Here is a 23,039-nt window from a genome sequence, read left to right on the forward strand (position 1 = left end):
TGGCGCCCAGTGCTGTCTCGCGGCCTTTGCGGCGGCGCTGGTGGTCAGCCGCGTTGGCCGGCTGGCGCCCAGTGCTGTCTCGCGGCCCTTGAGGCGGCGCTGGTGGTCAGCCGCGTTGGCCGGCTGGCGCCCAGTGCTGTCTCGCGGCCCTTCGGGCAGCGCTGGTGGTCAGCTGGGCTTGTTGGATTCGGACGGGGCGGTTCCGAGTGGGGCGCGAAAGTTTCGGCGGGATTGGCCTGATCGACGGGTCCGGAAAGCGCTTTCAGCCGGTAAAATGAGCGCCATATGGGAGCGCTCCCATACGCCGGGCGGCGCGGCGCCGGACCGGCCCACCCGCCACCGGGGAGGACCTTTTGCGCTACGGGCACTTCGACGACGATCAGCGCGAGTATGTGATCGAGCGGCCGGACACTCCGCTGCCGTGGATCAACTACCTCGGCACCGAGGCCTATTTCGGCATCGTCTCCAACACCGGGGGTGGGTACTCGTTCTACCGTGACGCCCGGCTGCGCCGGCTGACCCGGTACCGCTACAACAACGCCCCGCTCGACGTCGGCGGCCGCTACGTCTACGTCCGCGACGACGCGACCGGCGACTACTGGTCGCCGACCTGGCAGCCGACCCCGGAGCGGGAGCTCGACGACTACGAGTGCCGGCACGGGTTGTCGTACACGAAGATCGCCTCCTCGCGCGGCGGCATCCGGGCCGAGACGCTCTATTTCGCGCCGCTCGGCGAGACTCTCGAGGTGTGGCGGGTCCGGGTGACCAACCACCGCGACACCCCCGCCGAGCTGTCGCTCTTCTCCTCGATCGAGTTCTGCCTCTGGGACGCGCAGGACGACGCCACCAACTACCAGCGCAACTTCTCGACCGGCCAGGTCGAGGTGGTCGACGGCGTGATCTACCACAAGACGGAGTACCGGGAGCGGCGCGACCACTTCGCGTACTTCGCCTGCTCCGAGCCGCTCGCCGGGTTCGACACCTCGCGCGAGGCGTTCCTCGGGGCGTACCGGGGATGGGACCGGCCGGCCGCGGTCGAGCGCGGCTCGGCCGCCGGCTCGATCGCGCACGGCTGGCAGCCGATCGGCAGCCACCACGTGCGCCTCTCGCTCGCGGCCGGCGAGACCCGCGAGGTCGTCTTCCTGCTGGGGTACGCGGAGAACCCCCGCGACGCCAAGTTCGACCCCGGCTCGCAGACGCTGAACAAGACGCTGGTCCGGCCGGTGATCGACCGCTGGCTGCGCCCGGAGACCGTGGAGCAGGGCCTCACCGCCCTCAAGGAGTACTGGGACCGGCTGCTCGGCGGGCTGCGCGTGCGCACCCCCGACGGCGACACCGACCGGATGGTCAACGTGTGGAACGCGTACCAGTGCCTGGTCACGTTCAACATGAGCCGGTCCGCGTCGTTCTACGAGTCCGGCATCGGCCGCGGCATGGGTTTCCGCGACTCCAACCAGGACCTGCTCGGCTTCGTGCACATGGTCCCCGAGCGGGCCCGCGAGCGGATCCTCGACATCGCCGCCACCCAGAAGGAGACCGGCGGCGCCTACCACCAGTACCAACCGCTGACCAAGCGCGGGAACAACGACATCGGCGAGGGCTTCAACGACGACCCGCTGTGGCTGATCCTCGGCGTCGCGGCGTACCTGAAGGAGACCGGTGACCTGGCGCTGCTCGACGAGCCGGTGCCGTTCGACAACGAGCCCGGCAGCGAGGTCCCGCTCTACGAGCACCTGCGCCGGTCGCTGCGCTACACCCTGGAGCGGCTCGGCCCGCACGGGCTGCCGCTGATCGGGCGCGCCGACTGGAACGACTGCCTCAACCTGAACTGCTTCTCGGACACCCCGGGCGAGCCGTTCCAGACCACCGAGAACGCCACCGGCGGGGTCGCCGAGTCGGTCTTCATCGCCGGCCAGTTCGTGCTCGCCGCCAAGGAGCTCGCCGGGATCGCCGGGCTGCTCGGGCGCGACAGCGAGGAGGTCTACTTCCGGGCGGCCGCGGAGAAGATGGCCGGCAGCGTCGCCGAGCACGGCTGGGACGGCGCCTGGTTCCGCCGGGCCTACGACTTCTACGGCAACGTGATCGGCTCGGGGGAGAACGACGAGGGGCAGATCTTCATCGAGCCGCAGGGCATGTGCATCCTCGGCGGTGTCGGCATCGACGACGGCCTGGCCCAGCGGGCGCTGGACAGCGTGGCGGAACGGCTCGCCACCCCGCACGGCATCGTGCTCCAGCAGCCGGCCTACTCCAGCTACCGCATCGAGCTGGGGGAGATCTCGTCGTACCCGCCGGGATACAAGGAGAACGCCGGCATCTTCTGCCACACCAACCCGTGGATCATGATCGCCGAGGCGATCGTGGGCAACGGCGACCGCGCCTTCGACTACTACCGGCGGCTCAACCCGTCCGCCCGGGAGGAGATCAGCGAGGTGCACCGCTGCGAGCCGTACGTCTACGCCCAGATGATCGCCGGCAAGGACGCGCCCACCCACGGCGAGGCGAAGAACTCGTGGCTCTCCGGCACCGCGGCGTGGAACTTCGTGGCGATCACCCAGTGGATCCTGGGTGTCCGGCCCGACTTCGAGGGACTGCGGATCGACCCGGTGCTGCCCGCCGGCTGGCCGGGCTTCGAGGTGACCCGGTCGTTCCGCGGCACCACCTACGAGATCAGCGTGCGCCGCGCCGAGGGTGCGACCGGTCGCGTCACCGAACTGCTGGTGGACGGCGTGCCGGTGGCCGGCAACCTGGTGCCGGTCGGCGCTCCCGGCGCCGTGGTGCGGGTGGAGGCCGTCATCGGCTGACACCGTCTCGCCGGCGGCGGCATCGGGGGAGCCGCCGCCGGCGGGAGCGATACTGGAGCATCGACGAGTCACGACATCTAGGGGTGACGATGACTGCTCCGGTGCCTCTGCCGGGCTCGCGGACCGGCCGGGATCCGGCCCGGTCGATCAAGCCGGGGCCGCGGCAGCTCCCGGCCGAGGTCGTCGCCGCCACGCAGCGGGAACGGCTCTTCGACGCCATCGTGCACACCGTCGCGGCGAAAGGCTACGCCAGCGCCCGGGTCAGCGACATCTGCACCGCGGCCGGGGTGACCCGGCCGGCGTTCTACGCGCTCTTCGCCGGCAAGGAGGACGCCTTCCTGTCGACGTACCGGCACGGCATCGGTGTGCTGCTGCGGCTGATGGACGAGGCGTACGCGCAGGCGCCCGACTGGCGGGCCGGCGCCCGCGCCGCGCTCGGTGTCCTGCTCGACGTGCTGGCGAGCGTGCCGGCCTTCGCCGCCATGGCGGTCGTGGAGATCGACGCGGTCGGCGCGCGGGCCCGCGCGGAGCGGGCCGAGCTGCTCGGCCGCTTCGCCCGGTTCTTCGCCGAGGCGCCCCGCCCCGGCGGGCCGGCCCGGCCCGGCGAGCTGGTCAGCGCGGTGGTCGGCGGCGTCTACGCGACGATCTACCGCTACGTCGACGCCGGCCGGGTCGCCGAGCTGCCCGCGCTGCTGCCCGTGCTGAGCTATTTCATGACGGCCCCGTTCCTCGGGCGCGACGACGCCGAGGCCGAGCTGACGGCACCGGCCCGGCCGTCCGCGCCGACCGGCGCACCCTGCGCCGAGCGCCGCGAGTCAGAGGACGTCGCGTAAGCAGGCCGGTTCACCAGATGTCGCAGTTCTGGCCGAAGTGGGCGGACGCGGCCAGCAGGCCCCCGCCGGCCAGGCCCAGCAGCAGGGCGATGCCGAACGCGGCCAGGCGGCCGCCCTCCTCGAACAGCCACATGATCGACTCGACGAGGCTGGAGGGGCCCGGCGTCTATGTCGAGAGACCTTCGCGTCGCCGGGCTCGCTCAGCGGGGGAGGCGCAGGCCGGACATGCCGCCGTCGACGGCCAGCGACATGCCGGTCGTGGCGCCCGACGCCGGGCCGGCCAGGTAGAGCACGGCCGCGGCGACCTCGTCCGCGGTCACCAGGCGGCCGGTCGGCTGCCGCGCCGCCAGCCGGGCCTTCTCTCCCTCCGGATCATCGGTACGGGCGAGCAGCCGCCCCACCCACGGCGTGTCCACCGTCCCGGGCGCCACGCAGCACACCCGGATCCCCTCGCTGACCAGGTCCGCCGCCATCGCCAGGGTGAGCGCGTGCACGGCACCCTTCGACGCCGAGTAGAGCGCCCGCTGCACCAGCCCGGCGGTGGCCGCGATCGACGACAGGTTGATGATCACCGCATCGTCGCTGCGGCGCAGGTAGGGCAGCGCGGCGGTGCTGGCCCGCGCCACCCCGGTGACGTTCACGTCGAGGACCCGGGCCCACTCCTCGTCGTCGTTGCCCTCGACCGGTCCGACCGAGCTGATCCCGGCGCTGTTCACCAGGATGTCGATGCCGCCGTGGGCACGGGCCAGTTCCGCCATCGCCGCTTCCAGGGACGCGCGGTCCCGTACGTCTGCGGTGTAATCGGCCTCGGGGGAGATGTCCAGCGTGCCCACCTTCGCGCCGGCCGCCGCGAAGCGGGCGGCGCAGGCGGCGCCGATGCCCGAGGCGCCGCCGGTGATCGCCACGACCCGACCGTTCAGTTCCATGCCGCCCCCTCGGGATAGGAATACCGGATCAGCGACTCCGGCCTGATCCGGGTGGAGAAGCCCGGAGCCGACGGCGGCCGGTACGCACCGCGCTCGACGACGACCGGATCGGTGAAGTGCTCGTGCAGGTGGTCGACGTACTCGATGACCCGGTCGTCGAGCCGCCCGGACACGGCGACGTAGTCGAAGTAGGAGAGGTGCTGGACCGCCTCGCAGAGCCCGACCCCGCCGGCGTGCGGGCAGACCGGCTTGCCGAACTTCGCGGCCAGCAGCAGGATCGCGAGGTTCTCGTTGACCCCGGCCACCCGGCAGGCGTCCAGCTGCACGAAGTCCACCGCGTCGGCCTGCAGCAGCTGCTTGAAGACGACCCGGTTCGCGACGTGCTCACCGGTGGCGACCCGGATGCCCTTCGGGATCAGCGCCCGGCGGATCGCGGCGTGCCCGAGGACGTCGTCGGGACTGGTCGGCTCCTCGATCCACCACGGGTCGTAGGCGGACAGCTCGGTCATCCACTCGATCGCCTCGCCGACGTCCCAGCGCTGGTTGGCGTCGACCGCGATACGGACGTCCGGCCCCACGGCGGCACGGGCGAGCGCGAGCCGGCGTACGTCATCGGCGCGGTCCGCGCCCACCTTGAGCTTGATCTGGCGGAAGCCGTCGGCGACCGCCTGGCGTGCCAGGCGGTCGATCTTCTCGTCGGGGTAACCGAGCCAGCCGGCGGAGGTGGTGTACGCCGGATAGCCGTGCGCCTCCAGCAGGGAGGTCCGCTCCTTCTGCCCGCTCTCCACCTGCGCCATCAGCTCGACGGCCTCCGCCGGGGTCAGCGCGTCGCTCAGATATCGCCAGTCGACGAGGTCGACGATCGCCTCCGGCGACATGTCGGACAGGAACCGCCAGAGCGGCTTGCCCGCCGCCCGCGCGTGCAGGTCCCAGGCCGCGTTGATCAGGGCGGCCGCGGCCAGGTGCATGACGCCCTTCTCCGGCCCGAGCCAGCGAATCTGCGAGTCGTGGGTCAGCCGGCGGCCGAACTCGCCCAGGTCGTCCAGGCCGCGGCCGGCCACGAACGGGGCCAGCGCGTCCAGGGCCGCCCGCACCACCTCGTTGCCCCGGCCGATCGTGAAGGTGAAGCCGTGGCCCTCGGCGCCCTCCTCGGTCCGCAGCACCACGTAGGCCGCCGAGTAGTCCGGATCCGGGTTCATCGCGTCCGAGCCGTCCAGGTCGCGGGAGGTGGGGAACCGGATGTCGTACGTCTCGACGGTCTTGATCTTCATCCCTTGACCACGCAGCGCTGCCGGCCCAGGCCGTCGATCTCCATCTCCACCACGTCACCGGCCCGCAGGTACGGGAACCGGCCGGACAGCGCCACCCCCTCCGGCGTCCCGGTGTTGATCAGGTCGCCCGGCTCCAGGACGGTGAACTGGGACAGGTGCCAGATCAGGAACCCGATGTCGAAGATCATGTCGGCGGTGGTGGAGTCCTGCCGCGGCGAGCCGTCCACCCAGGACCGCAGCCGCAGCGGGAACTCCAGCTCGTCCGGGGTGACCAGCCACGGGCCGAGCGGGTTGAAGGTCTCGCACGACTTGCCCTTCGACCACTGCCCGCCGGAACGATCCAGCTGGTAGTCCCGTTCCGAGACGTCGTTGGAGATCACGTAGCCGGCGACGTGGCCGAGCGCCTCCTCCGGCGAGGAGAGGTAGCGGGCGGTCCGGCCGATCACCACGCCCAGCTCCACCTCCCAGTCGGTGCGCACCGAATCGGGCGGGAGCAGGATGTCGTCCTCCGGGCCGATCACCGTGTTCGGCGCCTTGTAGAAGACGATCGGCTCCTTCGGCGGGGCCGCGCCGGACTCGGCGGCGTGCGCGGCGTAGTTCTGCCCGATGCAGAGCACCACGCCCGGCCGCGCGATCGGCGGGCCGATCCGGCTGCCGTCCACCCCGGCGGGCGGCAGATCCGCCGGATCACCCTGGAAACCGCCGGCGGCGAGGAAGGCGCCGTCGATGTCGGCGGTCACCCCGGACAGGTCGAGCAGGGATCCGTCGGCGTACAGCACCGGGCGCTCGGCGCCGGGCGGTCCGACACGCAGGTACCTCATCGCAGCTCCAATTCGTAGACGCGGGCGGCGGTGCCGCCGAAGACGGTCTCCGGCCGGCCGCCGAGGATCGCGGCCAGCGCGTCGACGACCTGCTCGTAGGTGGCGACCAGCTCACACACCGGCCAGTCCGAACCGAACATCAGCCGGTCCGGGCCGAACAACTCGCACGCGGTTTCCACGTACGGCCGGAGGTCCGCCGTGGTCCAGCCGGCGCCGGCCTCGGTGACCAGGCCGGAGAGTTTGGCGACCACGTTCTGCTGCCGGGCCACCGGTGTGATCATCCGGCGCCAGCGGTCCAGCTCGCCGGCCGCGATCGGCGGCTTGCCGAGATGGTCCAGGACGAACCGGGCCTCCGGCAGCGCGGCCACCGCCCGCTCCACCGAGGGCAGCTGCTCGGCACGGATCACCAGCTCGTTGACCAGGCCGGCGCGGGCCACCCGGGTCAGGCCGGCCCGCACCTCGGGGCGGTCCAGCACGTCGTCCGGCCCGGCCTGGATCTGATCCCGGACGCCGACCAGCAGGTGCCCGCCCGGACCGTCCCGGTGCCGGGCGAGGACGTCGGCCAGCTCCTCGGCGGCCAGCGAGGCGTAGCCGACCACGCCGGCGATCTCCGGGGTGGCCTCGGCCAGCGCCAGGAACTCGGTGGTCTCGTCGGCGGTGCAGCGGGCCGCCTCGACCAGCACGGTCCGGTGCACCCCGGTCGCGGCCAGGTGCGGGCGCAGGTCCTCGATGGTGTAGTCGTTGCGGATCCGGGCCAGCGCGGGACCGGACAGCCACGGATAGTCCGACGTCCAGAAGTGCTGGTGCGCGTCCACCACCATCACGGCTGTGCCTTCCTTGCCATGCCGTCCCGGCCTTCGCCTGCGAGGTCGCAGGGCGGTGCGGCTGGGTGCCGCTCGGTGCAGTGCGTCATGGCTGTGCCTTCCTTGCCATGCCGTCGTGGCCCTCGCCTGCGAGGTCGCAGGGCGGTGCGGCTGGGTGCCGCTCGGTGCAGTCCGTCATGGCTGTGCCTTCCTTGCCATGCCGTCGTGGCCCTCGCCTGCGAGGTCGCAGGGCGGTGCGGCTGGGTGCCGCTCGGCGCAGTCCGTCATGGCACTGGCACCTCCGGGTCGAGCAGCCAGGCGGCGACCAGGTCCTGCCAGAGCGCCTCCGGGATCTTCACGTTCGCCATCGCCACCGCGTCGGCGGCCTCCTCCGGCGAGCGGATGCCGACCAGCACCCCCGCGACCGCGGGATGGCCGAGCGGGAACTGCAGGGCCGCCGCACGCAACGGCACCTCGTGCCGCTCGCACAGCCGGGCCATCGCCTGGGCCCGGGCGACCACCTCGGGTGGGGCCGGCCGGTAGTCGAAGGACGCGCCAGCGTGCGGATCGGCCAGCACCCCGGAGTTGTAGACCCCGCCGACGATCACCGAAATCCCCCGGCGCTCGCACTCCGGCAGCAGGTCGGCGAGCCCCGACTGGTCGAGCAGCGAATACCGCCCGGCGAGCAGGAAACAGTCGAACTGGCCGGTCCGCGCAAACTCGGTCAGCATCGCCGACTGGTTCATCCCCGCCGACACCGCGCCGATCGTGCCCTCCCGGCGCAGCTGGACCAGCGCCGGCAGGGCCTCGGTGACCGCCTCGGTGAAATGCTCGTCCGGGTCGTGCAGGTGCAGCAGGTCCACCCGGTCCAGCCCGAGCCGCTCCAGGCTCTCCCGGTGCGAGGTGCGCACGCCCTCGGCGGAGAAGTCCCACACCGGCACCGCGCCGCTGTGCTCGGACCAGATGCCCGCGTCCTCGGCGCCGCTGACGAGCCGGCGGCCGACCTTCGTGGACAACGTGAGCCCGTCGCGCCCGCGCAGCGCCCGCCCGGCCCGCTTTTCGGAGAGCCCCGCACCGTAGAGCGGCGCGGTGTCGAAGAACCGCACGCCGTGCCGCCAGGCCTCGTCGATCGCGCCGATCGCGGTCTGGTCGCCGACCGGGGAGTAGAGCCCACCGATCGGGGCCAGGCCCATGCCGAGCCGGGTGACCGTGACGCCGGTCTGGCCGAGCGGCACTCTTGCGAACGGGTCCACGCGGGATTCCTCTCGTAGATCCTATAGGATCCACAGCACTGTTTAATGCCTGTCGATACCCGCGTCAACCCGGAGGGTAACGATGTCGGCACCCATCCGTCGTTCCGAGCCCCGTTCCCAGGGTCGCTCCGAGCCCCGTTCCGTGCCTCGCGCCGAGCCCCGTCCCATGCCTCGCGCCGAGCCCCGCTCCGTGCCTCGCGCCGAGCCCCGCTCCGTGCCTCGCGCCGAGCCCCGCTCCGTGCGTCGTTCCGTGCTCAGCGATGGCGTGCACGAGTCGCTCAAGGCGCTTATCCTGGAGCACCGGCTCGCTCCCGAGGCCCGGCTCAACATCGAGGCGCTGGCCCGCGACCTGCGAGTCTCACCCACTCCGGTCCGCGAGGCGCTGGCCCGGCTGGAATCCGAAGGTCTCGTCCGCAAGCGCCCACTCGCCGGCTACACGGTCAGCCCGCTGCTCACCCGCGACGAGTTCAACGACATGTTCGACATGCGGATCGTCCTGGAAGGCGCGTCCGCCCGCTGGGCGGCCATCCGCGCCACCGCCGGCCTGCGCGCCACCATCAACATCGAGGCCACCATTTCGTACGAGGCAGCAGCCCCCGACTCTGAAGGCCCCCGCTCCCACGCCTCATTCACGGCGCTGGACGCCCGATTCCACGACCGCCTCGCCCAGGCCGCCGGCAATCCGCTGCTCCGCGACGCGATCACCCGCCTCCACGCGCACCTGCACATTCACCGCCTGTACTTCCCATATGCCGAGACCGCCTCCACCACCGACGAACACCGCCAGATCGCCGCCGCCGTCCAGGCCGCCGACCCCGACCGCGCCGAGGCTGCCATGCACGCCCACCTCGCCGCCGCCCGCACCCGTCACCTCCAAGCCTTCTCCCCCTGACCCCACCGCATCCGCCCCGCTTTTCTCACCCAACCAGCCCACCGCTCACCGCCTGCGCTGCCCTTCCCCCCCTGACCGCCAGCCGCCCTGCCCGGCCGACGCACAGCGCTGCCGCAAGCGCCGCAACCACCGCTGCTTGTCAGCCGGACAGGGCGGCTGGCTCTCAGCGCTGTCGGGAGGGCCGTGACCCAGCGCTGGTTATCGGCCGGACGGGGCGGCTGGCTCTCAGTGCTGCCGCAGGGGCCGCGACCCGGCGCTGGTTGTCAGCTGGCCAGGGCGGCTGGCGGTCGGTGCTGCCGCAAGGGCCGTGATCCAGCGCTGGTTGTCGGCCGGACGGGGCGGCTGGCTCTCAGTGCTGTCGCAGGGGCCGTGACCCGGCGCTGGTTGTCAGCTGGCCAGGGCGGCTGGCGGTCGGTGCTGTGGGGAGGGCCGCGATGCAGCGCTGGTTGTCGGCCGGACTGGGCGGCTGGCTCTCAGCGCTGCCGCAAGGGCCGCGACCCGGCGCTGGTTGTCAGCTGGCCAGGGCGGCTGGCGGTCGGTGCTGCCGCAAGGGCCGTGATCCAGCGCTGGGGCCCGCCCTGGCTATCTGGACGTCGTGGGAGGAGGCCGGCGGATCTTGGTGACTTGCGCTGGGTTGAGTTGGATTCGGCTAGATCTCGTCGGGGGCGGTTAGCCTCGCTCGCTCGGCCTCGACTAGCCGGAGCTGGGCACGATGCTCGGCGATCCGGGTGGTCAGTGCGGTGCGGACCTCGCGTACCCGTACCGCGGCTCTTCCGACCTGTGTCAAGCCGGCGCCGATCTGCGAGCCCACGCCGAGGTCGGTGAAGATGTTGTCGAAGAAGACGTCGATGACCCGGGTCGTGCCGTCGACCCCCAGACCGGCCGACACCGGATTGGCGAGGTCTTCCTCGCCCAGCTCGTCCCGCAGGAGTCTCAGTAGGCGTTCCGCTCCTACGATGTGGCCGGCCGCCTCATCGAGCCGCTCATGCTTGACGTGGCTGCTGAGTGCGCCGCCGCCCAGGAACGTGTCCGCCGCCGACCAGCCGTCCGCCGACTCCAGCAGCTCGTTTGCCTTACGCAGCGCTTCCGCGGCCCGCCTCGCCGTCGTCGCCACCCGCTCGAGACGGCGCAGTTGCGCTGCCAGCTCCGCGCTCTCCTCGGCGAGTTCAGTCAGCCGGCGCCCCGCGTCGCCGCCGGCCTCCCGCAGCCGCCGCTCCCGCTCCGCGATGGCCGCCGCATAGGTGGCAGGCGCGGTCGAGGTAGCGTCCAGCCGGGCATTGACCTGCGCCAACTGCGACTCGAGATGATCGAGCCGGCCCATCTCGTCCGCCACCCGTTCGCGGGCCTGCTCGGCCTCGGCGCGCTCCCGCTCCAGGCTCCGCCCGTGGACGCCGCGCAGCATGGTCAGGACCCGGTCCACCGAGAACCCTTCCAGCCGGTCGACGTCCTGCTCCTCCGCAACCGCCCGACGGCGCAGTTCTTCCAGCTCACCGGAAGCCCGCGCAATGGCCGCCACAATTCCGGCCCGGCGCGGTCCGAGCTGCTCTCGCTCCCGCAGCGACGCTGACAGGCGATCGATCTTCGCGTCCAGGTCCTCGTCCGGTGCGCCCATCCTTCGAGCAAACCCCAACAGCGCAAATTCCAATCCACGCCGAACCCGCGCCGATCTCCAACCCGCTCAGGATCACGACCCGCATAGAAAGACGACCGGCATAGACAGGCGACAGGGCAGCGCCCGGAGTGGGATGCCAGCCGTGCTGGCGGATGCCGGGCTGCTGGCTCGGGCGCGGATGTCGGGCTGCTGGCTCGGGCGCGGATGTCGGGCTGCTCGCTGGGGTGCGGATGTCGGGCTGCTGGCTCGGGCGCGGATGCCGGGCTGCTGGCCCTCGCGCGGATGCCCGGCTGCTCGCTGGGGTGCGGATGCCGGGCTGCTGGCTCGGGCGCGGGTGCCGGGCTGATCGCTCGGGCGCGGACGCGGGCCGATCGCTCGGGCGCGGATGCCGGGCTGACCGCCCTCGCGTGTCAGTCAGTCGCGGATCTGCAAGCCCAGCGCCATCGCGACGGTGACGGCCTGGTCGACCGTGATGATGGCGCCGCGGAGTTCGGCGGAGGCTGGGTCCAGGGCGGACAGATCCGAGCCTCGCAGGTCGCAGCTCGTGAAGTCGGCGGCGGTCAGAGTCGCGGCGGAGAGGTCCAAGTCGCGCATGGTGGCGCCGTGGCAGCGGGCGCCGGTCAGGTCTGCCTCGCGCATGCGGACGCCGGTCAGGGTGGCGCTGCTCAGGTCGGCGCGTGGCAGGGCGGCGAATGACCAGTCGCCGCCCTCGACGGTCATGATGTCGAACGTGCACTGCTGGAACGTGCTGCCGACCATCTTGCAGTTGGTGAATGTGGCGTCGAAGAACGTGCAGTTGATGAAAGTGCAGTTCAGAAACGCCACGTCGGTCTGGCGGGAGCAGTTGAAACGGGCGTCGCGGAAGGTGCAGTCGGAGAACTCGACGCCCCGCACGTCGGTCTCGCAGAGATCCAGGGCGGAGAAGGTGACGCCCTGGTGGCTGCGCAGCTCGGACGCCCCCGCATCCCAGTCACGGGTTGTCACGTAAGTCTTCGTCTCCGCCATGCCGGTCAGCGTAGGCCCCACCACCGACATTTTCGCCGGCCGGCAGCCCGCGGGAGCCGACGTCGGAGTGGGAGCGGCCCGTGAGGCGGCTGACGCGGCTCGGCGAAGGCCGATCCGTGCCCCGCGCTCACCCCGGCGGACGCGGGCCGAGCCCTGCGCTCAGGGCGGCGGAGGCGGGCTCGACACCCTGCGCTCAGGGCGGCGGAGGTGGGCTCGACACCCTGCACTCAGGGCGGCGGAGGTGGGCTCGACACCCTGCACTCAGGGCGGCGGAGGCGGGCTCGACACCCTGCACTCAGGGCGGCGAAGGTGGACTCGGGCCGCGGGCTGAGCTTGGCGGTGGTGGGCCCGGAACCCCGGTGTTCGGCTTGGCCGGAGGCGAGCCCGACCCTCTTCGCAACGCCGGTGCCCAAGCGCGGGGACGCATATCTCCCGCCTGAGGCCGGCCGGAACCCCGCCCTCAGCCCGCCTGACCAGGCTTCATCATCGCGCCGAGGGCGGCCAGCGTGATTCGCCGGCCGGCGAGGCGGCTGGCGGTCATCATGAAGCGGTTGACCCGGCCGGTGACCAGGCTGGGCGGCGGGTTGCGCCGGTCCAGCGCCGCCAGCGCCAGGCCGACGACCTGCTCCGCGGTCATCCGACGGGTGCCGCCGTCGGCGCCCTGGCCGGCGACGTCGAAGAATTCGGTCTGGGTGGCGCCGGGGCAGAGGGCCATGACGCGCAGGCCGGTGCCGCGCGACTCGTAGGCGAGCGCCTCGGTGAAGCTGAGCACGAAGGCTTTGGTGGCGGCGTAGACGGCGAGGGTCGGGCCGGGCTGGAAGGCGGCGATGCTGGCGACGTTGAGCAGGATGCCGTCGCCGCGGGTGCGCAGCGTCTCGATGTAGGCCCGGCTGATCTCGGTCAGGCTGGTCACGTTGAGGGTGATCTCGTCGGTGATGCGCTGCGGGTCGGCCTGGTGAAACAGGCCGTGCGTGCCGAAGCCGGCGTTGTTGATCAGGCCGGTGACCTCGATGCCGTGCGACGCGACCGCGGCGTGGAGTTTGGCGCCGGCGCCGGGGACGGCCAGGTCCATCGGGATCGGGGTGGCGGTGATGCCGTGCCGGGCGGTGAGGTCGGTGGCGAGCTGGTTGAGGCGGTCGCCGCGGCGGGCGACGAGGACCAGGTGGGAGCCGCGGGCGGCGAGCCGGTGGGCGAACTCGACGCCGAGGCCGGAGCTGGCGCCGGTGATCAGGGTGGTCTGGTTGCGGTAGTCGACAGCCATGGTGGCACGCTATGTCGATGTGGCACTGAGTGTCAATGGGGCATGGCGTGTTAAGGTCGCGGCATGTCGCTCTGGTCCCGGACCCGCAACGCCGTCTACGGCGAGATCACCCGGACCGCGATGGAGCTTTTCCTGGAGCGCGGCTTCGAGGCGACCACGATCGACGACATCGCCGCCGCGGCCGGCATCTCGCGCCGCTCCTTCTTCCGCTACTTCGGCACGAAGGAGGACGTCGTCCTCGGCGACCTCGCCGCCCGTGGCGAGCTGATCCGGGACGCGCTGCAGGCCCGCCCGGAGTCCGAGGACGCGTGGACCGCCCTGGTCAGCGCCATGCACGCGGTCAAGGCCGGCTTGGCCGAGACCGACGCGGAGATGCTCAAGATCTTCAAGATGGTCCACGAGACACCCTCGCTGCGCGCGCGCAGCATCGAGAAACATCTGCAATGGCAGGCGGCACTCACCCCCGAGGTCCGGCGCCGGCTCGGCGCCGATCCGGCAGACCCCGCGGACGTACGGGCGGAAGCGCTCGTAGCCACCGTCCTCACCTGCCTGGACGTGGCCAGCGAGGCGTGGGCCCGGTGCGACGGGGCGGTCCCGCTGGAGGGGCTGTTCGACGGGGCGGTCGCGGCGATCCGCGGGTGAACGCCCACCCAGGCCCCGGCCGATGCCACGGGGCCTGACGCAGGCGTACCCCGACGGGTTCTCAGCGAAGTGCCGGCAGGACCTTCGCGCCGAAGGTCTCCACGAACGGACCCAGATCCTGGCCCACGTGGTGCAGGTAGATGCGGTCGAAGCCGAGCGCGGCGTAGCCGCGCAGCCAGGCGATGTGCCGCTCCAGGTCGGCGGAGATGTTGACCACCTCGGCCACCTGCTCGACCGTGACGTTCTCGGAGACCACGTCGAACTCGTCGGCGGTGGCCAGGTCCCAGCAGACCGGCGGCTTGAAGATGTTGCTGCGCCACTGGTGGTGGGCGATCTCCTCGGCCTCGGCCTGGGTCGGCGCCCAGCTCAGGTGCACCTGCAGGCAGACCGGCCCGCGGCCGCCGGCGTCCCGGTACGCCGAGATCATCTCCCGCAGGTACGGCTCCGGCGCGTTGACCGTGACCAGGCCGTCCGCCCACTCCGCGCACCAGCGTGCCGTCTTCTTGCTGACCGCGGCGCCGATCAGCGGCGGGGTCACCTCGGGCCGGGTCCAGAGCCGGGCCCGGTCGACGGTGATCAGGCCGTCCCGGGAGACCTCCTCGCCGGCCAGCAGGTCCCGGATGACATCGACGCACTCGCGCAGGCGGGCGTTGCGGACCTCCTTGCGCGGCCACTTGCCGCCGGTGATGTGCTCGTTGCTGAACTCGCCGGTGCCGAGCGCGGCCCAGAACCGGCCCGGGTACATGCTGGCCAGCGTCCCGATCGCCTGCGCGATGACCGCCGGGTGGTAACGCTGGCCGGGTGCGTTCACCACGCCGAACGACAGGTTCGTGGCCTGCAGCGCGGCGCCCAGCCAGGACCAGGCGAAACCCGACTGGCCCTGGCGGGCGCTCCACGGCGAGAAGTGGTCGGAGCACATCGCGGCGTCGAAGCCGGCTCGTTCGGCGGCGATCACCGCCTCGAGGAGTGCGCCGGGCGGGATCTGCTCGTGCGAGGCGTGAATGCCGTACTCGGTCATGGCCCTACTGGTACCCGCCTAGCTCTTCGACATCACCATGATTCCGAGGCACATCTCGTCGCTGGTGCCCTCGCCCCACACCACGTACCGGGACGGGAGCGTCTTGAGCTGTGGCAGTTTCGCCCGCAGCGTGGCGTCGTGGGTGCAGGTCACCCGGACCGTGTCGCCCCGGGCGACCGTGATCGGCTTCGCCAGCGGCACGAGCGCCTGGTCGTCGAAGTTGTAGTTCGGCTGGTCGAGGATGGTCTGCGCCTTCGCGGTGCCCGGGTTCAGCTCGACCTTGATCGCCCGGCCCAGCAGGTGCATGTGACCGGCCGCCATGTGGATCGTGCCGGCCTCCTCGACCGGCTGGTCGCAGCTCTGCGTGTTGCCCGGCTTGGGCTTGCCGCCGCTGCACCACTGGACGAGCTGGGCGACCTGCTCGCCGGAGTCGGCGCCGAAGCGTTTCGCGACGTCGGCGACGGCCGCCTCGCGGTCGCAGAGCGGGCCGGTACCGCCCGGTTCGCAGGGCAGCTCGATCGGCGCCATCGCGAGGGCCGTCTCGAGCGGCTTGAGCGGGGCCTTCCCGTCGGCCAGGCGCATCTGCATGCCGGACCGGTCGCTGGTGTCGCCGCCGTCACCGGCGCCGAGCAGGTTGTAGTGGATCTGCATGACGAGTTTGCTGCCGGGCGGCATCGCGAAGCCGTAGCCCTCCGGCATCAGCGTCTCGCCGGCGCCGGGCGCCCAGTGCGCGACCCAGGCGGTCTCGCCCTGCACGCCGGTGTCGCCGAAGCAGGTCCAGCCCTCGCCGGGGGTCTCGGCGTCCACCTGGGTGGCGGCCTTCGCCTGTTCCGGGGCGAGCCGGTAGAAGATCGCGTGGTGCACGACGGCGGCGTTCTGCGGCAGGAAGCGGCTGCCGGTCAGGTAGGCGGGCTCGGTCAGTTTCGGGTCGACCAGGAAGCACCGGTACTCGTCGGTGCCGCCGTTCGGCGCGGCCGGCGTGTACGGCTGGGCCAGCCCGATGTCGGCGAAGCGCTCCCCGGTGCGCAGCGGAGCCGGCGGTGGCGCTGATCCGGCGCTGTGCGACGTGTGCGGATCGGTGCTCGCCGCGGCGCCCGGCTCGGCCGGCGGATCAGAGCCGCAGCCCGCGGCCAGGAGCAGAACGGTGACCGCACCGGCGACACCCCAACGGATGAATCTCATGACGGGCCTCCCCAAGGCCGGGTGACGAGACGCGCCAATCATTCCAAGTGCGCTGTCAGCGGCCCATCCGTGACAACCCGGATATAGACCCCTAGTCCTTCACCGTTGTCGGCAGATGCGGATGGTGGTGACACTCCGTACGATCGCGCTATGGGCGTCTCCCCGCCTTACCTGTTCGACACCGGGCCGTCCGAGGTGGCCGTCCGGAGTGAGTTCGACGCCGACATCACCCTGATGAGCCTGCACGGCCCGTGGAGTCTGGCCCTGGCCACCACGGTCTCGGTGGCGCTGCGCAAGTGTTTCAGCGAGCATCCGCGCGGGCTGCTGCTCGACCTGACCGGTCTGGACGACGAGTCCGGCCGCAGTGGACCGGCGTGGGTGACGGCGTACCGGCGGGGCGCCGGCATGGACCCGCCGGTGCCGGTCGCCGTCTGTGCACCGGAAGAGGGCGCGCTGACCGCGAACCTGCGCCGCAGCGGCGCGCTCCGCTATCTGCCGCTCTACGCCCGGGCCGAGGCGGCCGAGCAGGCCCTGATGAGGGGCCGGCCGCTGACCGATCGGATCGAGATGCGGCTGGACCGGGACGCGGAGACGCCGGCGCGAGCCCGCAAGCTGGCCCAGAACGCCTGCGACGCCTGGGGCCGGGAGGACCTGGCGTACCCGGTGCAGATCGTGGTCTCCGAACTGGTCTCCAACGTGCTGGAGCACACCGCGACGGACGGGCGGCTGCTGATGAGCCGGCGCGGGCGGGGCCTGCACCTGGCGGTCGAGGATCACAGCCGGGTGATGCCCCGGCCCGGCGCGGGAATGCGAGGCCGGGGCGGTGCCAAGCTCGCCGAGGGTGGCCGGGGCCTGCAGATCGTGCACGAGGCGTCCTCGGCGTGGGGCGCCATGCCGACCACCGACGGCAAGGTGGTCTGGGCGATCATCCGGGAGGACTTCACCGGCTGAGCCGGCTCGATCAGACCGGCACCCGCTCGCGCTCGGCGCCGGCCAGTTGCCGGGTGAGCCGTTCGCCCTCGACGTCCACGTTCGGCAGGATCCGGTCCAGCCAGCGGGGCAACCACCAGGCCGAGCGGCCGAGCAGCGACATCACGGCCGGGACGATGGTCATCCGGACCAGGAAGGCGTCCACCGCCACCCCGAAGGCGAGCCCGAATCCGAGCATCTTGATGATCGTGTCGTCGGCCAGGATGAACCCGGCAAAGACGCTCATCATGATCAGCGCGGCGGCGGTGACCACCCGGGCGCCGTGGCTCATCCCGGCGATCACGGCCTCGTCCGGTCCGGCGCCGTGCACGAACTCCTCCCGGGCACGGGTGACCAGGAAGACCTCGTAGTCCATGGCCAGGCCGAACAGGATGCCGATCAGGAAGATCGGCATGATGCTGACCAGCGGGCCGGTGGAGTCCAGACCGATCAGGCCGGCCAGGTGGCCCTGCTGGAAGATGAAGACCAGCGCGCCGAACGCGGCCGCGACGCTGAGCAGGAAGCCGGCGGTCGCCTTGATCGGCACCACGATGCTCCGGAAGACCAGCATCAACAGCACGAACGCGAGGCCGACGACGATCGCCAGGTAGGGGATCAGGGCGTCGGAGAGCTTCTCCGAGATGTCGATGTTGACGGCCGTGGTGCCGGTGACGGCGAGGCCGGGGATGCCCGACGCGCGCATCGCGTGGACCAGGTCCTTGGTCGCCTCGCTGGTCGGTGCCGAGGCGGGGACGACGGTCAGCATCGCGGTGTCCCCGCCCGGACTCACGACCGGCGCGGTGACCATGACGACGTCGGTCAGCCTGCCGATCGCCTGCCGGGCCTGCTCGGCGCTGTCGGCGGGAAGGACCACGACGAGCGGGCCGTTGGAGCCGGCGCCGAAGCCCTCGGCGAGCTGGTCGTACGCCTTGCGCTGGGTGGAGTCGACGGCCGCGGTGCTGTCGTCGGGCAGCGCCAGCCGCAGGTCCTGGGCCGGCCACGCGGCCACCGCGATCAGGCCGAGCGAGACCAGCAGCGCGGCCCAGCGGTGCCGCAGCACCCCCCGCGCCCAGCGCTCGCCGAACGGCACCTTCGCGGAGGCGCGCCGGTGCCGCTTCGGCAGGATCCGCCGGCCGGCGAAACCGAGCAGCGCGGGCACCAGGCTGAGCGTGATCACGACGGCCACGGCGACGGTGGCGGCGGCCGCCCAGCCCATCGCGGCGAGGAACGGGATGCCGGTGACCGACAGCGCGGCCAGCGCGATGATCACGGTGAGGCCGGCGAAGACGACCGCCGACCCCGCGGTGCCGACGGCGCGGCCGGCCGCCTCCTCCCCGGTGCGGCCCTCGGCCAGCTCGTGCCGGAACCGGGAGACCACGAACAGCGCGTAGTCGATGCCGACCGCCAGGCCGAGCATGGTGGCCAGCGCGGAGGTCGACGACGACAGGTCGAAGAAGCCGGTGGCGATCTGGATGCCGAGCATCCCGACGCCGACGCCGATCAGCGCGGTGAGCAGCGGCAGCCCGGCCGCGACCAGCGAACCGAAGGTCAGCATCAGAACCAGGGCGGCGACGGCGATGCCGATCGCCTCGGCGGCGTGACTCTGCTCGGCGGTCTGGGTGACCTCGCCGGAGAACTCGATCCGTACGCCCGCGGCCTCCGCACGGTCCCCGGCCTCCTGCAGCGCCTTCCGGTCGTCGACGCTGATGTCGGCGGCGGGGATCGCGTACGTGACGGTCGCGTACGCCGTCTGCTGGTCCTGCGAGATCGTCTTCGCCTCGAACGGCCCGGTCACCGTGGCCACCCCGGGCGCCTTCCCCAGCTGCGCGACCGCCGTGTCGACCACGGCCCTCTGCTCGCCGCCGGTGAGCTTGGCCGGCCCGGACACGGTGAAGACGACCTTGGCGGAGGCCGTGTCACCGCCGCCGCCGAACTTCTCCTCCAGCACCTCCATGGCCCGCGACGACTCGGTGCCGGGGATCGAGAACGCGTTGCTGGTCGGTCCGGAGAGCGTCACCGCCCCGATGCCGAACAGGGCGAGCACGGTGACCCAGACCGCCAGGGTCAGCCGGCGCTGCCGGAACGAGAACCGGCCGAGCCGGTACAGAAGGGTTGCCACAAAGTCCTCCGCTGCGAGGTGAAACCCGGGACCCCATCACGATCTCGGGGAACGGCCCGGGCGTCGTCCGGCCGGCGCAGGCATCGGCGTACTGCGTTCGCAGTAGCCGGCGGTGGGCCGGGTTACTGCGGGAACATGACGATGCGGCGGGCCCGGCCGCATACCGTCGTGATCGTGCAATACCTGGACGGCCGGTGGCTTCCGCCCTGGCTCAACCGCCATCGGGCGCGGCTCGGCGACATCACGCTCGTGGTCGCGGTCTTCGTCGTGGTCCTCAAGGTGGACGGGAGCCCGGTCAGCGCGTGGACACTCACCTTCGCCGTCCTGGCGTCGGTGACCACGTGGCTGCGCCGGCGGTATCCGGAGCGGTGTCTCGCCCTGCTCACCGTCGTTACCGTGGTGACCATCCTGTTCGGCGCGGCGCCCGGCGGGCTGGTCCTCACCCTCGGCGTCCTGACCTACTCCGCCGCGCTGTACGCCCCGCGGCGCCGGCCCTGGTTCTACGCCCTGCTCGTCTGGGGTTCGCTGGTGGCCGCCGGCTCCGCCGCCTATTTCTGGGAGTGGTGGAAGCCGGACCAGTTCGGGCTGTTCGCCTGGATCTTCGGCGGCGCGGGGGCCGGCGACTCGACCCGGATGCGGCGGGCCTACATCGCCGAGGTGACCGAACGCGCCCGCCAGGCCGAGCTGACCCGGGAGGAAGAAGCCCGGCGGCGGGTGATGGACGAGCGGCTGCGCATCGCCCGCGAACTGCACGACGTGGTCGCCCACCACATCGCGGTGATCAGCGTGCACGCCGGCGCCGCCGGGCACGTGCTGCGCAACGACCCGGAGCGGGTGTGGCCGGTGCTGGGGCACATCCGTACCGCGGCGGACACGGTCCTGGAGGAGATCAAGTCGGTGATCAGCGTGCTGCGCGACCCGGACGAGATGGACAGCACCGAGCCCACCCCCGGACTGGACCGGCTGCCGGACCTGCTCGACAGCCTGCGCGCGATCGGCTTCGAGGTGCGCCACCAGCAGCGCGGCGAGTCCCGGCCGCTGCCCGCGGTGGCGGACCTGGCCGCCTACCGGATCGTGCAGGAGGCCCTGACCAACGCCCACCGCTACGGCGACGGCAGCGCCCTGCTCGACGTCGAGTACGGCCCGGAGACGGTCACCTTCGAGGTCACCAACCGGATCGCGCACCCGCGCCCGCGCCGCTCCGGATCCGGCTTCGGTCTGCTCGGCATGCGGGAGCGGGCGGCCGCGGCGCACGGCACGATCACCGCCGGGGCGATCGCGGGTGGCTCTTTCCGGGTGCACGCCGTCCTGCCCGCCGCGGCCGACAGCGAACTGAAGGTGCTGACATGACGATCCGGGTGCTGCTCGCCGACGACCAGGCGCTGATCCGGGCCGGCTTCAAGATGATCATCGACGCCGAGTCGGGGCTGGAGGTGGCGGGGGAGGCCGCCGACGGGCGCGAGGCCGTCGACCTGTGCCACACCACGCGCACCGACGTGGTGCTGATGGACATCCGGATGCCGCACCTGGACGGCATCGAGGCGACCCGCCGGATCTGCGCCGACGAGCGCCTCGCCGGGGTGCGGGTGCTGGTGCTCACCACGTTCGACAACGACGACAACGTGGTGCTCGCGCTGCAGGCCGGGGCGAGCGGCTTCCTCGGCAAGAACGTCGACCCGGCCGACCTGGTCACCGCGATCCGGGTGGTCGCCGACGGCGAGGCGCTGCTGTCGCCGCGGGCCACGCGGGGCCTGGTCAGCCGCTTCATCCACCAGATCCGCTCACCGGCGGTGCGCCGGCTGCCGGCTCTGGACCTGGTCACCGAGCGGGAGATGGAGATCCTTCTGCTGGTGGCGCACGGGCTGTCCAACGACGACATCGCCCGGCGCCTGCACGTCTCGCCACTCACGGTCAAGACACACGTCAACCGTACGATGATCAAGTTGAATGCGCGGGACCGGGCGCAACTGGTCGTCATCGCGTACCAGAACGATCTGGTCAGGCCGACCGACGCACTGCCGGAACCGGGCCGGTGATGCCGGCCCGGTCGCGCGGCTGTCAGCTGGTGATGCGGAACGTCGCGTCCGCGCGTTCCTGGGTGGTGCTGATCGGGTCGACCCGCAGCAGGTAGTTGTAGTGCCGCAGGTAACGCGTCGGATAGTTGTACGACTGGAACGACGACCAGCTCGCGTCGGCGAGCCCGGCCACCTGCCGGAAGGTCGCGTCACCGGCGAAGGTGGTGCTCCCGTCGTTCGGTGCCAGGACCAGGTCGTAGTTGTAGTGTCGCAGGTAGTAGCCGGGGTAGTTGGCCGACTCGAAGGAGACGTAGCCGGAGTTGTTCGCCAGCCCCGGGACCACCCGGAACTGCGCGTCCTGCGCCGGGCTGACCGAGGCGTCGATGCGGACGTCGAGGTTGGCGTGCCGCACGTAACGGGTCTGGAAGTTGTAGGACTGGATCCGCCGCAGCGGCGCCGACGCGCCCCACTTGGCGAGCACCCGGCTCTCCTCGGCGGCGGTCAGGTTGAGGATGGAGCCGTGCCGCTTGCGGGTGGCGCCGAGGCTGTAGTCGGTGCGGGTCCGGAAGTTCTGGGTGCTGCCCAGGTTGGTCGAGGTCACCGGCATGTAGCCGCGGCCGGTCGCGTACTGGTCCAGCCAGAGGTTCCACTCGTTGGCGCCGTTGGTCTGCGCCCACATCGGGCCCTCGACCACGTTGCCGCCGGTGGCGCCGTTGGAGATGCCGAGGTGCTGCAGGTCGCCGATCCGGGTCCAGCTGCCCAGGATCGCGTTGCTGCCTTCGATGGTGATCTGCCCGTCGGCCGAGGCCCGGTAGTAGCGGTAACCGCCGAGGCTGTTCGGCACCTCGATGATCTGGGTGTCGATGATGCCCTGGCCGGTGCCCCGGTCGATGTAGAGCTGCGGGGCGGTGAAGGTGCGGAAGTCGCTGGTCCGCACGTACCAGATGCGGTGCTTGGTGACCCCGTTCATCGCCGAATTGGTGGCCCAGTAGACGACGTAGTCACCGGTGGCGGCGTTGTAGATGGCCTCGGGCGCCCAGGCGTCACCGGCGCCGGCGATCGCGCCGGCCACGTTCAGCAGCCGGGGCGCGGACCAGTTGACCAGGTCGGTGGACTCCCAGACGACCAGTGACTTGCTGCCGCGGGTGGAGGCGTCGCCCCACGAGGTGCCGCTGGCGATCCGCAGGTCGGTCGCGATGATCCAGTACCGGTCGCCGGCGGGGGAGCGGACCAGTGCGGGGTCGCGGACGCCCTGGGTGCCGACCGTGGAGAGCAGCACCGGGCTGCCGCCGTTGAGGTCGGTCCAGTTCCGGCCGTCCTTGCTGTGGGCCAGGTAGATCTGCTCGCCGCGGGCCGACTCCCCGATGAAGTGGGCCATCAGGTAGCCGGTGAACGGGTCGAGCGCGGCGGCCGGGCTGACCACGGCCAGCGTCCAGGCGGTGACGGTGAGGACGGCGAGGCTGAACAGGGTGGTGATCCGGACGAGGATTCGATGCATCGGGGCCTGCCTCATGTGAGCGCTAACCAGGGGGACGGGATAGCTGGCCTTGAATTGTTTCGCAGTGTTGACGTACGTAACTTCCTTGTCAAGATGCCCTCGGCGTGGCCCGCCGATG

General features: G+C 71.8%; 20 protein-coding genes. 7 read left to right on the forward strand and 13 right to left on the reverse strand.

The features are described from left to right. Positions 1–353: 353 nt before the first annotated feature. A complete protein-coding gene (locus AB0F81_RS04505) occupies positions 354–2,801 on the forward strand; it encodes a glycosyl transferase (protein ID WP_360190829.1) in 2,448 nt (815 codons plus the stop codon). A gap of 89 nt (positions 2,802–2,890) precedes the next feature. Then, on the forward strand, positions 2,891–3,634 hold the full coding sequence (locus AB0F81_RS04510; protein WP_360190832.1) for a TetR/AcrR family transcriptional regulator: 744 nt from the start codon (positions 2,891–2,893) through the stop codon (positions 3,632–3,634). A gap of 10 nt (positions 3,635–3,644) precedes the next feature. Here the strand turns inward: AB0F81_RS04510 and AB0F81_RS04515 are convergent, their stop codons facing one another. The 6 genes from AB0F81_RS04515 to AB0F81_RS04540 form a co-directional block, all read right to left on the reverse strand. Beyond that, positions 3,645–3,767 carry a hypothetical protein gene (locus tag AB0F81_RS04515; protein ID WP_360190835.1) on the reverse strand — a complete coding sequence of 41 codons (123 nt, stop codon included), beginning with the start codon at positions 3,765–3,767 and terminating at the stop codon, positions 3,645–3,647. A gap of 67 nt (positions 3,768–3,834) precedes the next feature. Then, complete coding sequence (locus tag AB0F81_RS04520) at positions 3,835–4,560, reverse strand: SDR family oxidoreductase (RefSeq protein WP_360190837.1); 726 nt, start codon at positions 4,558–4,560, stop codon at positions 3,835–3,837. Further along, positions 4,551–5,831, reverse strand: a complete 1,281-nt coding sequence (locus AB0F81_RS04525; RefSeq protein WP_360190840.1) for an enolase C-terminal domain-like protein — start codon at positions 5,829–5,831, stop codon at positions 4,551–4,553. The genes AB0F81_RS04520 and AB0F81_RS04525 overlap by 10 nt, the downstream gene beginning before the upstream one ends. Beyond that, on the reverse strand, positions 5,828–6,652 hold the full coding sequence (locus AB0F81_RS04530) for a fumarylacetoacetate hydrolase family protein (protein ID WP_360190843.1): 825 nt from the start codon (positions 6,650–6,652) through the stop codon (positions 5,828–5,830). Before AB0F81_RS04530 ends, AB0F81_RS04525 begins: the two co-directional genes overlap by 4 nt. Continuing rightward, complete coding sequence (locus AB0F81_RS04535) at positions 6,649–7,473, reverse strand: amidohydrolase family protein (RefSeq protein ID WP_360190902.1); 825 nt, start codon at positions 7,471–7,473, stop codon at positions 6,649–6,651. Before AB0F81_RS04535 ends, AB0F81_RS04530 begins: the two co-directional genes overlap by 4 nt. 266 nt (positions 7,474–7,739) lie before the next feature. Continuing rightward, positions 7,740–8,708, reverse strand: a complete 969-nt coding sequence (locus AB0F81_RS04540; RefSeq protein ID WP_360190846.1) for an aldo/keto reductase — start codon at positions 8,706–8,708, stop codon at positions 7,740–7,742. A gap of 238 nt (positions 8,709–8,946) precedes the next feature. Here AB0F81_RS04540 and AB0F81_RS04545 point away from each other — a divergent pair, with 238 nt between their 5' ends. Next, positions 8,947–9,600, forward strand: a complete 654-nt coding sequence (locus AB0F81_RS04545) for a GntR family transcriptional regulator (protein WP_360190849.1) — start codon at positions 8,947–8,949, stop codon at positions 9,598–9,600. Between the two features lie 649 nt (positions 9,601–10,249). Here the strand turns inward: AB0F81_RS04545 and AB0F81_RS04550 are convergent. From AB0F81_RS04550 to AB0F81_RS04560, 3 genes are all read right to left on the reverse strand, one after another. Continuing rightward, on the reverse strand, positions 10,250–11,212 hold the full coding sequence (locus AB0F81_RS04550) for a hypothetical protein (protein ID WP_360190852.1): 963 nt from the start codon (positions 11,210–11,212) through the stop codon (positions 10,250–10,252). A 414-nt stretch (positions 11,213–11,626) separates the two neighbouring features. Beyond that, the gene (locus tag AB0F81_RS04555) at positions 11,627–12,217 is read right to left on the reverse strand and encodes a pentapeptide repeat-containing protein (RefSeq protein ID WP_360190855.1); all 591 of its coding nucleotides are present in this window, start codon (positions 12,215–12,217) and stop codon (positions 11,627–11,629) included. Positions 12,218–12,677: 460 nt separating this feature from the next. Next, positions 12,678–13,478 carry an SDR family oxidoreductase gene (locus AB0F81_RS04560; protein WP_360190858.1) on the reverse strand — a complete coding sequence of 267 codons (801 nt, stop codon included), beginning with the start codon at positions 13,476–13,478 and terminating at the stop codon, positions 12,678–12,680. Positions 13,479–13,541: 63 nt separating this feature from the next. On the opposite strand from AB0F81_RS04560, the gene AB0F81_RS04565 reads away from it, so the two are divergent. Continuing rightward, entirely contained in the window at positions 13,542–14,120 is a 579-nt protein-coding gene (locus tag AB0F81_RS04565; RefSeq protein ID WP_360190861.1) for a TetR family transcriptional regulator, read from the forward strand. A gap of 61 nt (positions 14,121–14,181) precedes the next feature. Here AB0F81_RS04565 and AB0F81_RS04570 read toward each other — a convergent pair whose 3' ends face one another. After that, entirely contained in the window at positions 14,182–15,138 is a 957-nt protein-coding gene (locus AB0F81_RS04570) for a TIGR03885 family FMN-dependent LLM class oxidoreductase (protein ID WP_360190864.1), read from the reverse strand. An 18-nt stretch (positions 15,139–15,156) separates the two neighbouring features. Beyond that, complete coding sequence (locus AB0F81_RS04575; protein ID WP_360190867.1) at positions 15,157–16,320, reverse strand: monooxygenase; 1,164 nt, start codon at positions 16,318–16,320, stop codon at positions 15,157–15,159. 150 nt (positions 16,321–16,470) lie between these two features. Between AB0F81_RS04575 and AB0F81_RS04580 the strand changes: the two genes are divergently transcribed. Beyond that, complete coding sequence (locus AB0F81_RS04580) at positions 16,471–17,271, forward strand: ATP-binding protein (RefSeq protein WP_360190870.1); 801 nt, start codon at positions 16,471–16,473, stop codon at positions 17,269–17,271. Positions 17,272–17,281: 10 nt separating this feature from the next. Here the strand turns inward: AB0F81_RS04580 and AB0F81_RS04585 are convergent, their stop codons facing one another. After that, positions 17,282–19,408, reverse strand: coding sequence for an MMPL family transporter (locus AB0F81_RS04585; RefSeq protein ID WP_360190872.1), 2,127 nt, complete (start codon positions 19,406–19,408; stop codon positions 17,282–17,284). Between the two features lie 174 nt (positions 19,409–19,582). Here AB0F81_RS04585 and AB0F81_RS04590 point away from each other — a divergent pair, with 174 nt between their 5' ends. After that, entirely contained in the window at positions 19,583–20,758 is a 1,176-nt protein-coding gene (locus AB0F81_RS04590; RefSeq protein ID WP_360190875.1) for a histidine kinase, read from the forward strand. Continuing rightward, positions 20,755–21,444 carry a response regulator transcription factor gene (locus AB0F81_RS04595; protein WP_360190877.1) on the forward strand — a complete coding sequence of 230 codons (690 nt, stop codon included), beginning with the start codon at positions 20,755–20,757 and terminating at the stop codon, positions 21,442–21,444. Before AB0F81_RS04590 ends, AB0F81_RS04595 begins: the two co-directional genes overlap by 4 nt. Positions 21,445–21,466: 22 nt before the next feature. On the opposite strand, the gene AB0F81_RS04600 is transcribed toward AB0F81_RS04595, so the two are convergent. Next, entirely contained in the window at positions 21,467–22,921 is a 1,455-nt protein-coding gene (locus tag AB0F81_RS04600; protein WP_360190879.1) for a glycoside hydrolase family 43 protein, read from the reverse strand. Positions 22,922–23,039: the final 118 nt, after the last annotated feature.

Source organism: Actinoplanes sp. NPDC024001, from assembly GCF_040638955.1.
In the GTDB taxonomy this organism is placed as follows: Bacteria; Actinomycetota; Actinomycetes; order Mycobacteriales; family Micromonosporaceae; genus Actinoplanes.

What these genes read in the sequence shown, in the direction of transcription:
- AB0F81_RS04520 (WP_360190837.1), bottom strand. Translation starts at nt 4,560, where the DNA reads ATGGAACTGAACGGTCGGGTCGTGGCGATCACCGGCGGCGCCTCGGGC.
- AB0F81_RS04550 (WP_360190852.1), bottom strand. Translation starts at nt 11,212, where the DNA reads ATGGGCGCACCGGACGAGGACCTGGACGCGAAGATCGATCGCCTGTCA.
- AB0F81_RS04510 (WP_360190832.1), top strand. Translation starts at nt 2,891, where the DNA reads ATGACTGCTCCGGTGCCTCTGCCGGGCTCGCGGACCGGCCGGGATCCG.
- AB0F81_RS04515 (WP_360190835.1), bottom strand. Translation starts at nt 3,767, where the DNA reads ATGTGGCTGTTCGAGGAGGGCGGCCGCCTGGCCGCGTTCGGCATCGCC.
- AB0F81_RS04575 (WP_360190867.1), bottom strand. Translation starts at nt 16,320, where the DNA reads ATGAGATTCATCCGTTGGGGTGTCGCCGGTGCGGTCACCGTTCTGCTC.
- AB0F81_RS04555 (WP_360190855.1), bottom strand. Translation starts at nt 12,217, where the DNA reads ATGGCGGAGACGAAGACTTACGTGACAACCCGTGACTGGGATGCGGGG.
- AB0F81_RS04565 (WP_360190861.1), top strand. Translation starts at nt 13,542, where the DNA reads ATGTCGCTCTGGTCCCGGACCCGCAACGCCGTCTACGGCGAGATCACC.
- AB0F81_RS04535 (WP_360190902.1), bottom strand. Translation starts at nt 7,473, where the DNA reads ATGGTGGTGGACGCGCACCAGCACTTCTGGACGTCGGACTATCCGTGG.
- AB0F81_RS04580 (WP_360190870.1), top strand. Translation starts at nt 16,471, where the DNA reads ATGGGCGTCTCCCCGCCTTACCTGTTCGACACCGGGCCGTCCGAGGTG.
- AB0F81_RS04530 (WP_360190843.1), bottom strand. Translation starts at nt 6,652, where the DNA reads ATGAGGTACCTGCGTGTCGGACCGCCCGGCGCCGAGCGCCCGGTGCTG.
- AB0F81_RS04570 (WP_360190864.1), bottom strand. Translation starts at nt 15,138, where the DNA reads ATGACCGAGTACGGCATTCACGCCTCGCACGAGCAGATCCCGCCCGGC.
- AB0F81_RS04560 (WP_360190858.1), bottom strand. Translation starts at nt 13,478, where the DNA reads ATGGCTGTCGACTACCGCAACCAGACCACCCTGATCACCGGCGCCAGC.
- AB0F81_RS04600 (WP_360190879.1), bottom strand. Translation starts at nt 22,921, where the DNA reads ATGCATCGAATCCTCGTCCGGATCACCACCCTGTTCAGCCTCGCCGTC.
- AB0F81_RS04595 (WP_360190877.1), top strand. Translation starts at nt 20,755, where the DNA reads ATGACGATCCGGGTGCTGCTCGCCGACGACCAGGCGCTGATCCGGGCC.
- AB0F81_RS04525 (WP_360190840.1), bottom strand. Translation starts at nt 5,831, where the DNA reads ATGAAGATCAAGACCGTCGAGACGTACGACATCCGGTTCCCCACCTCC.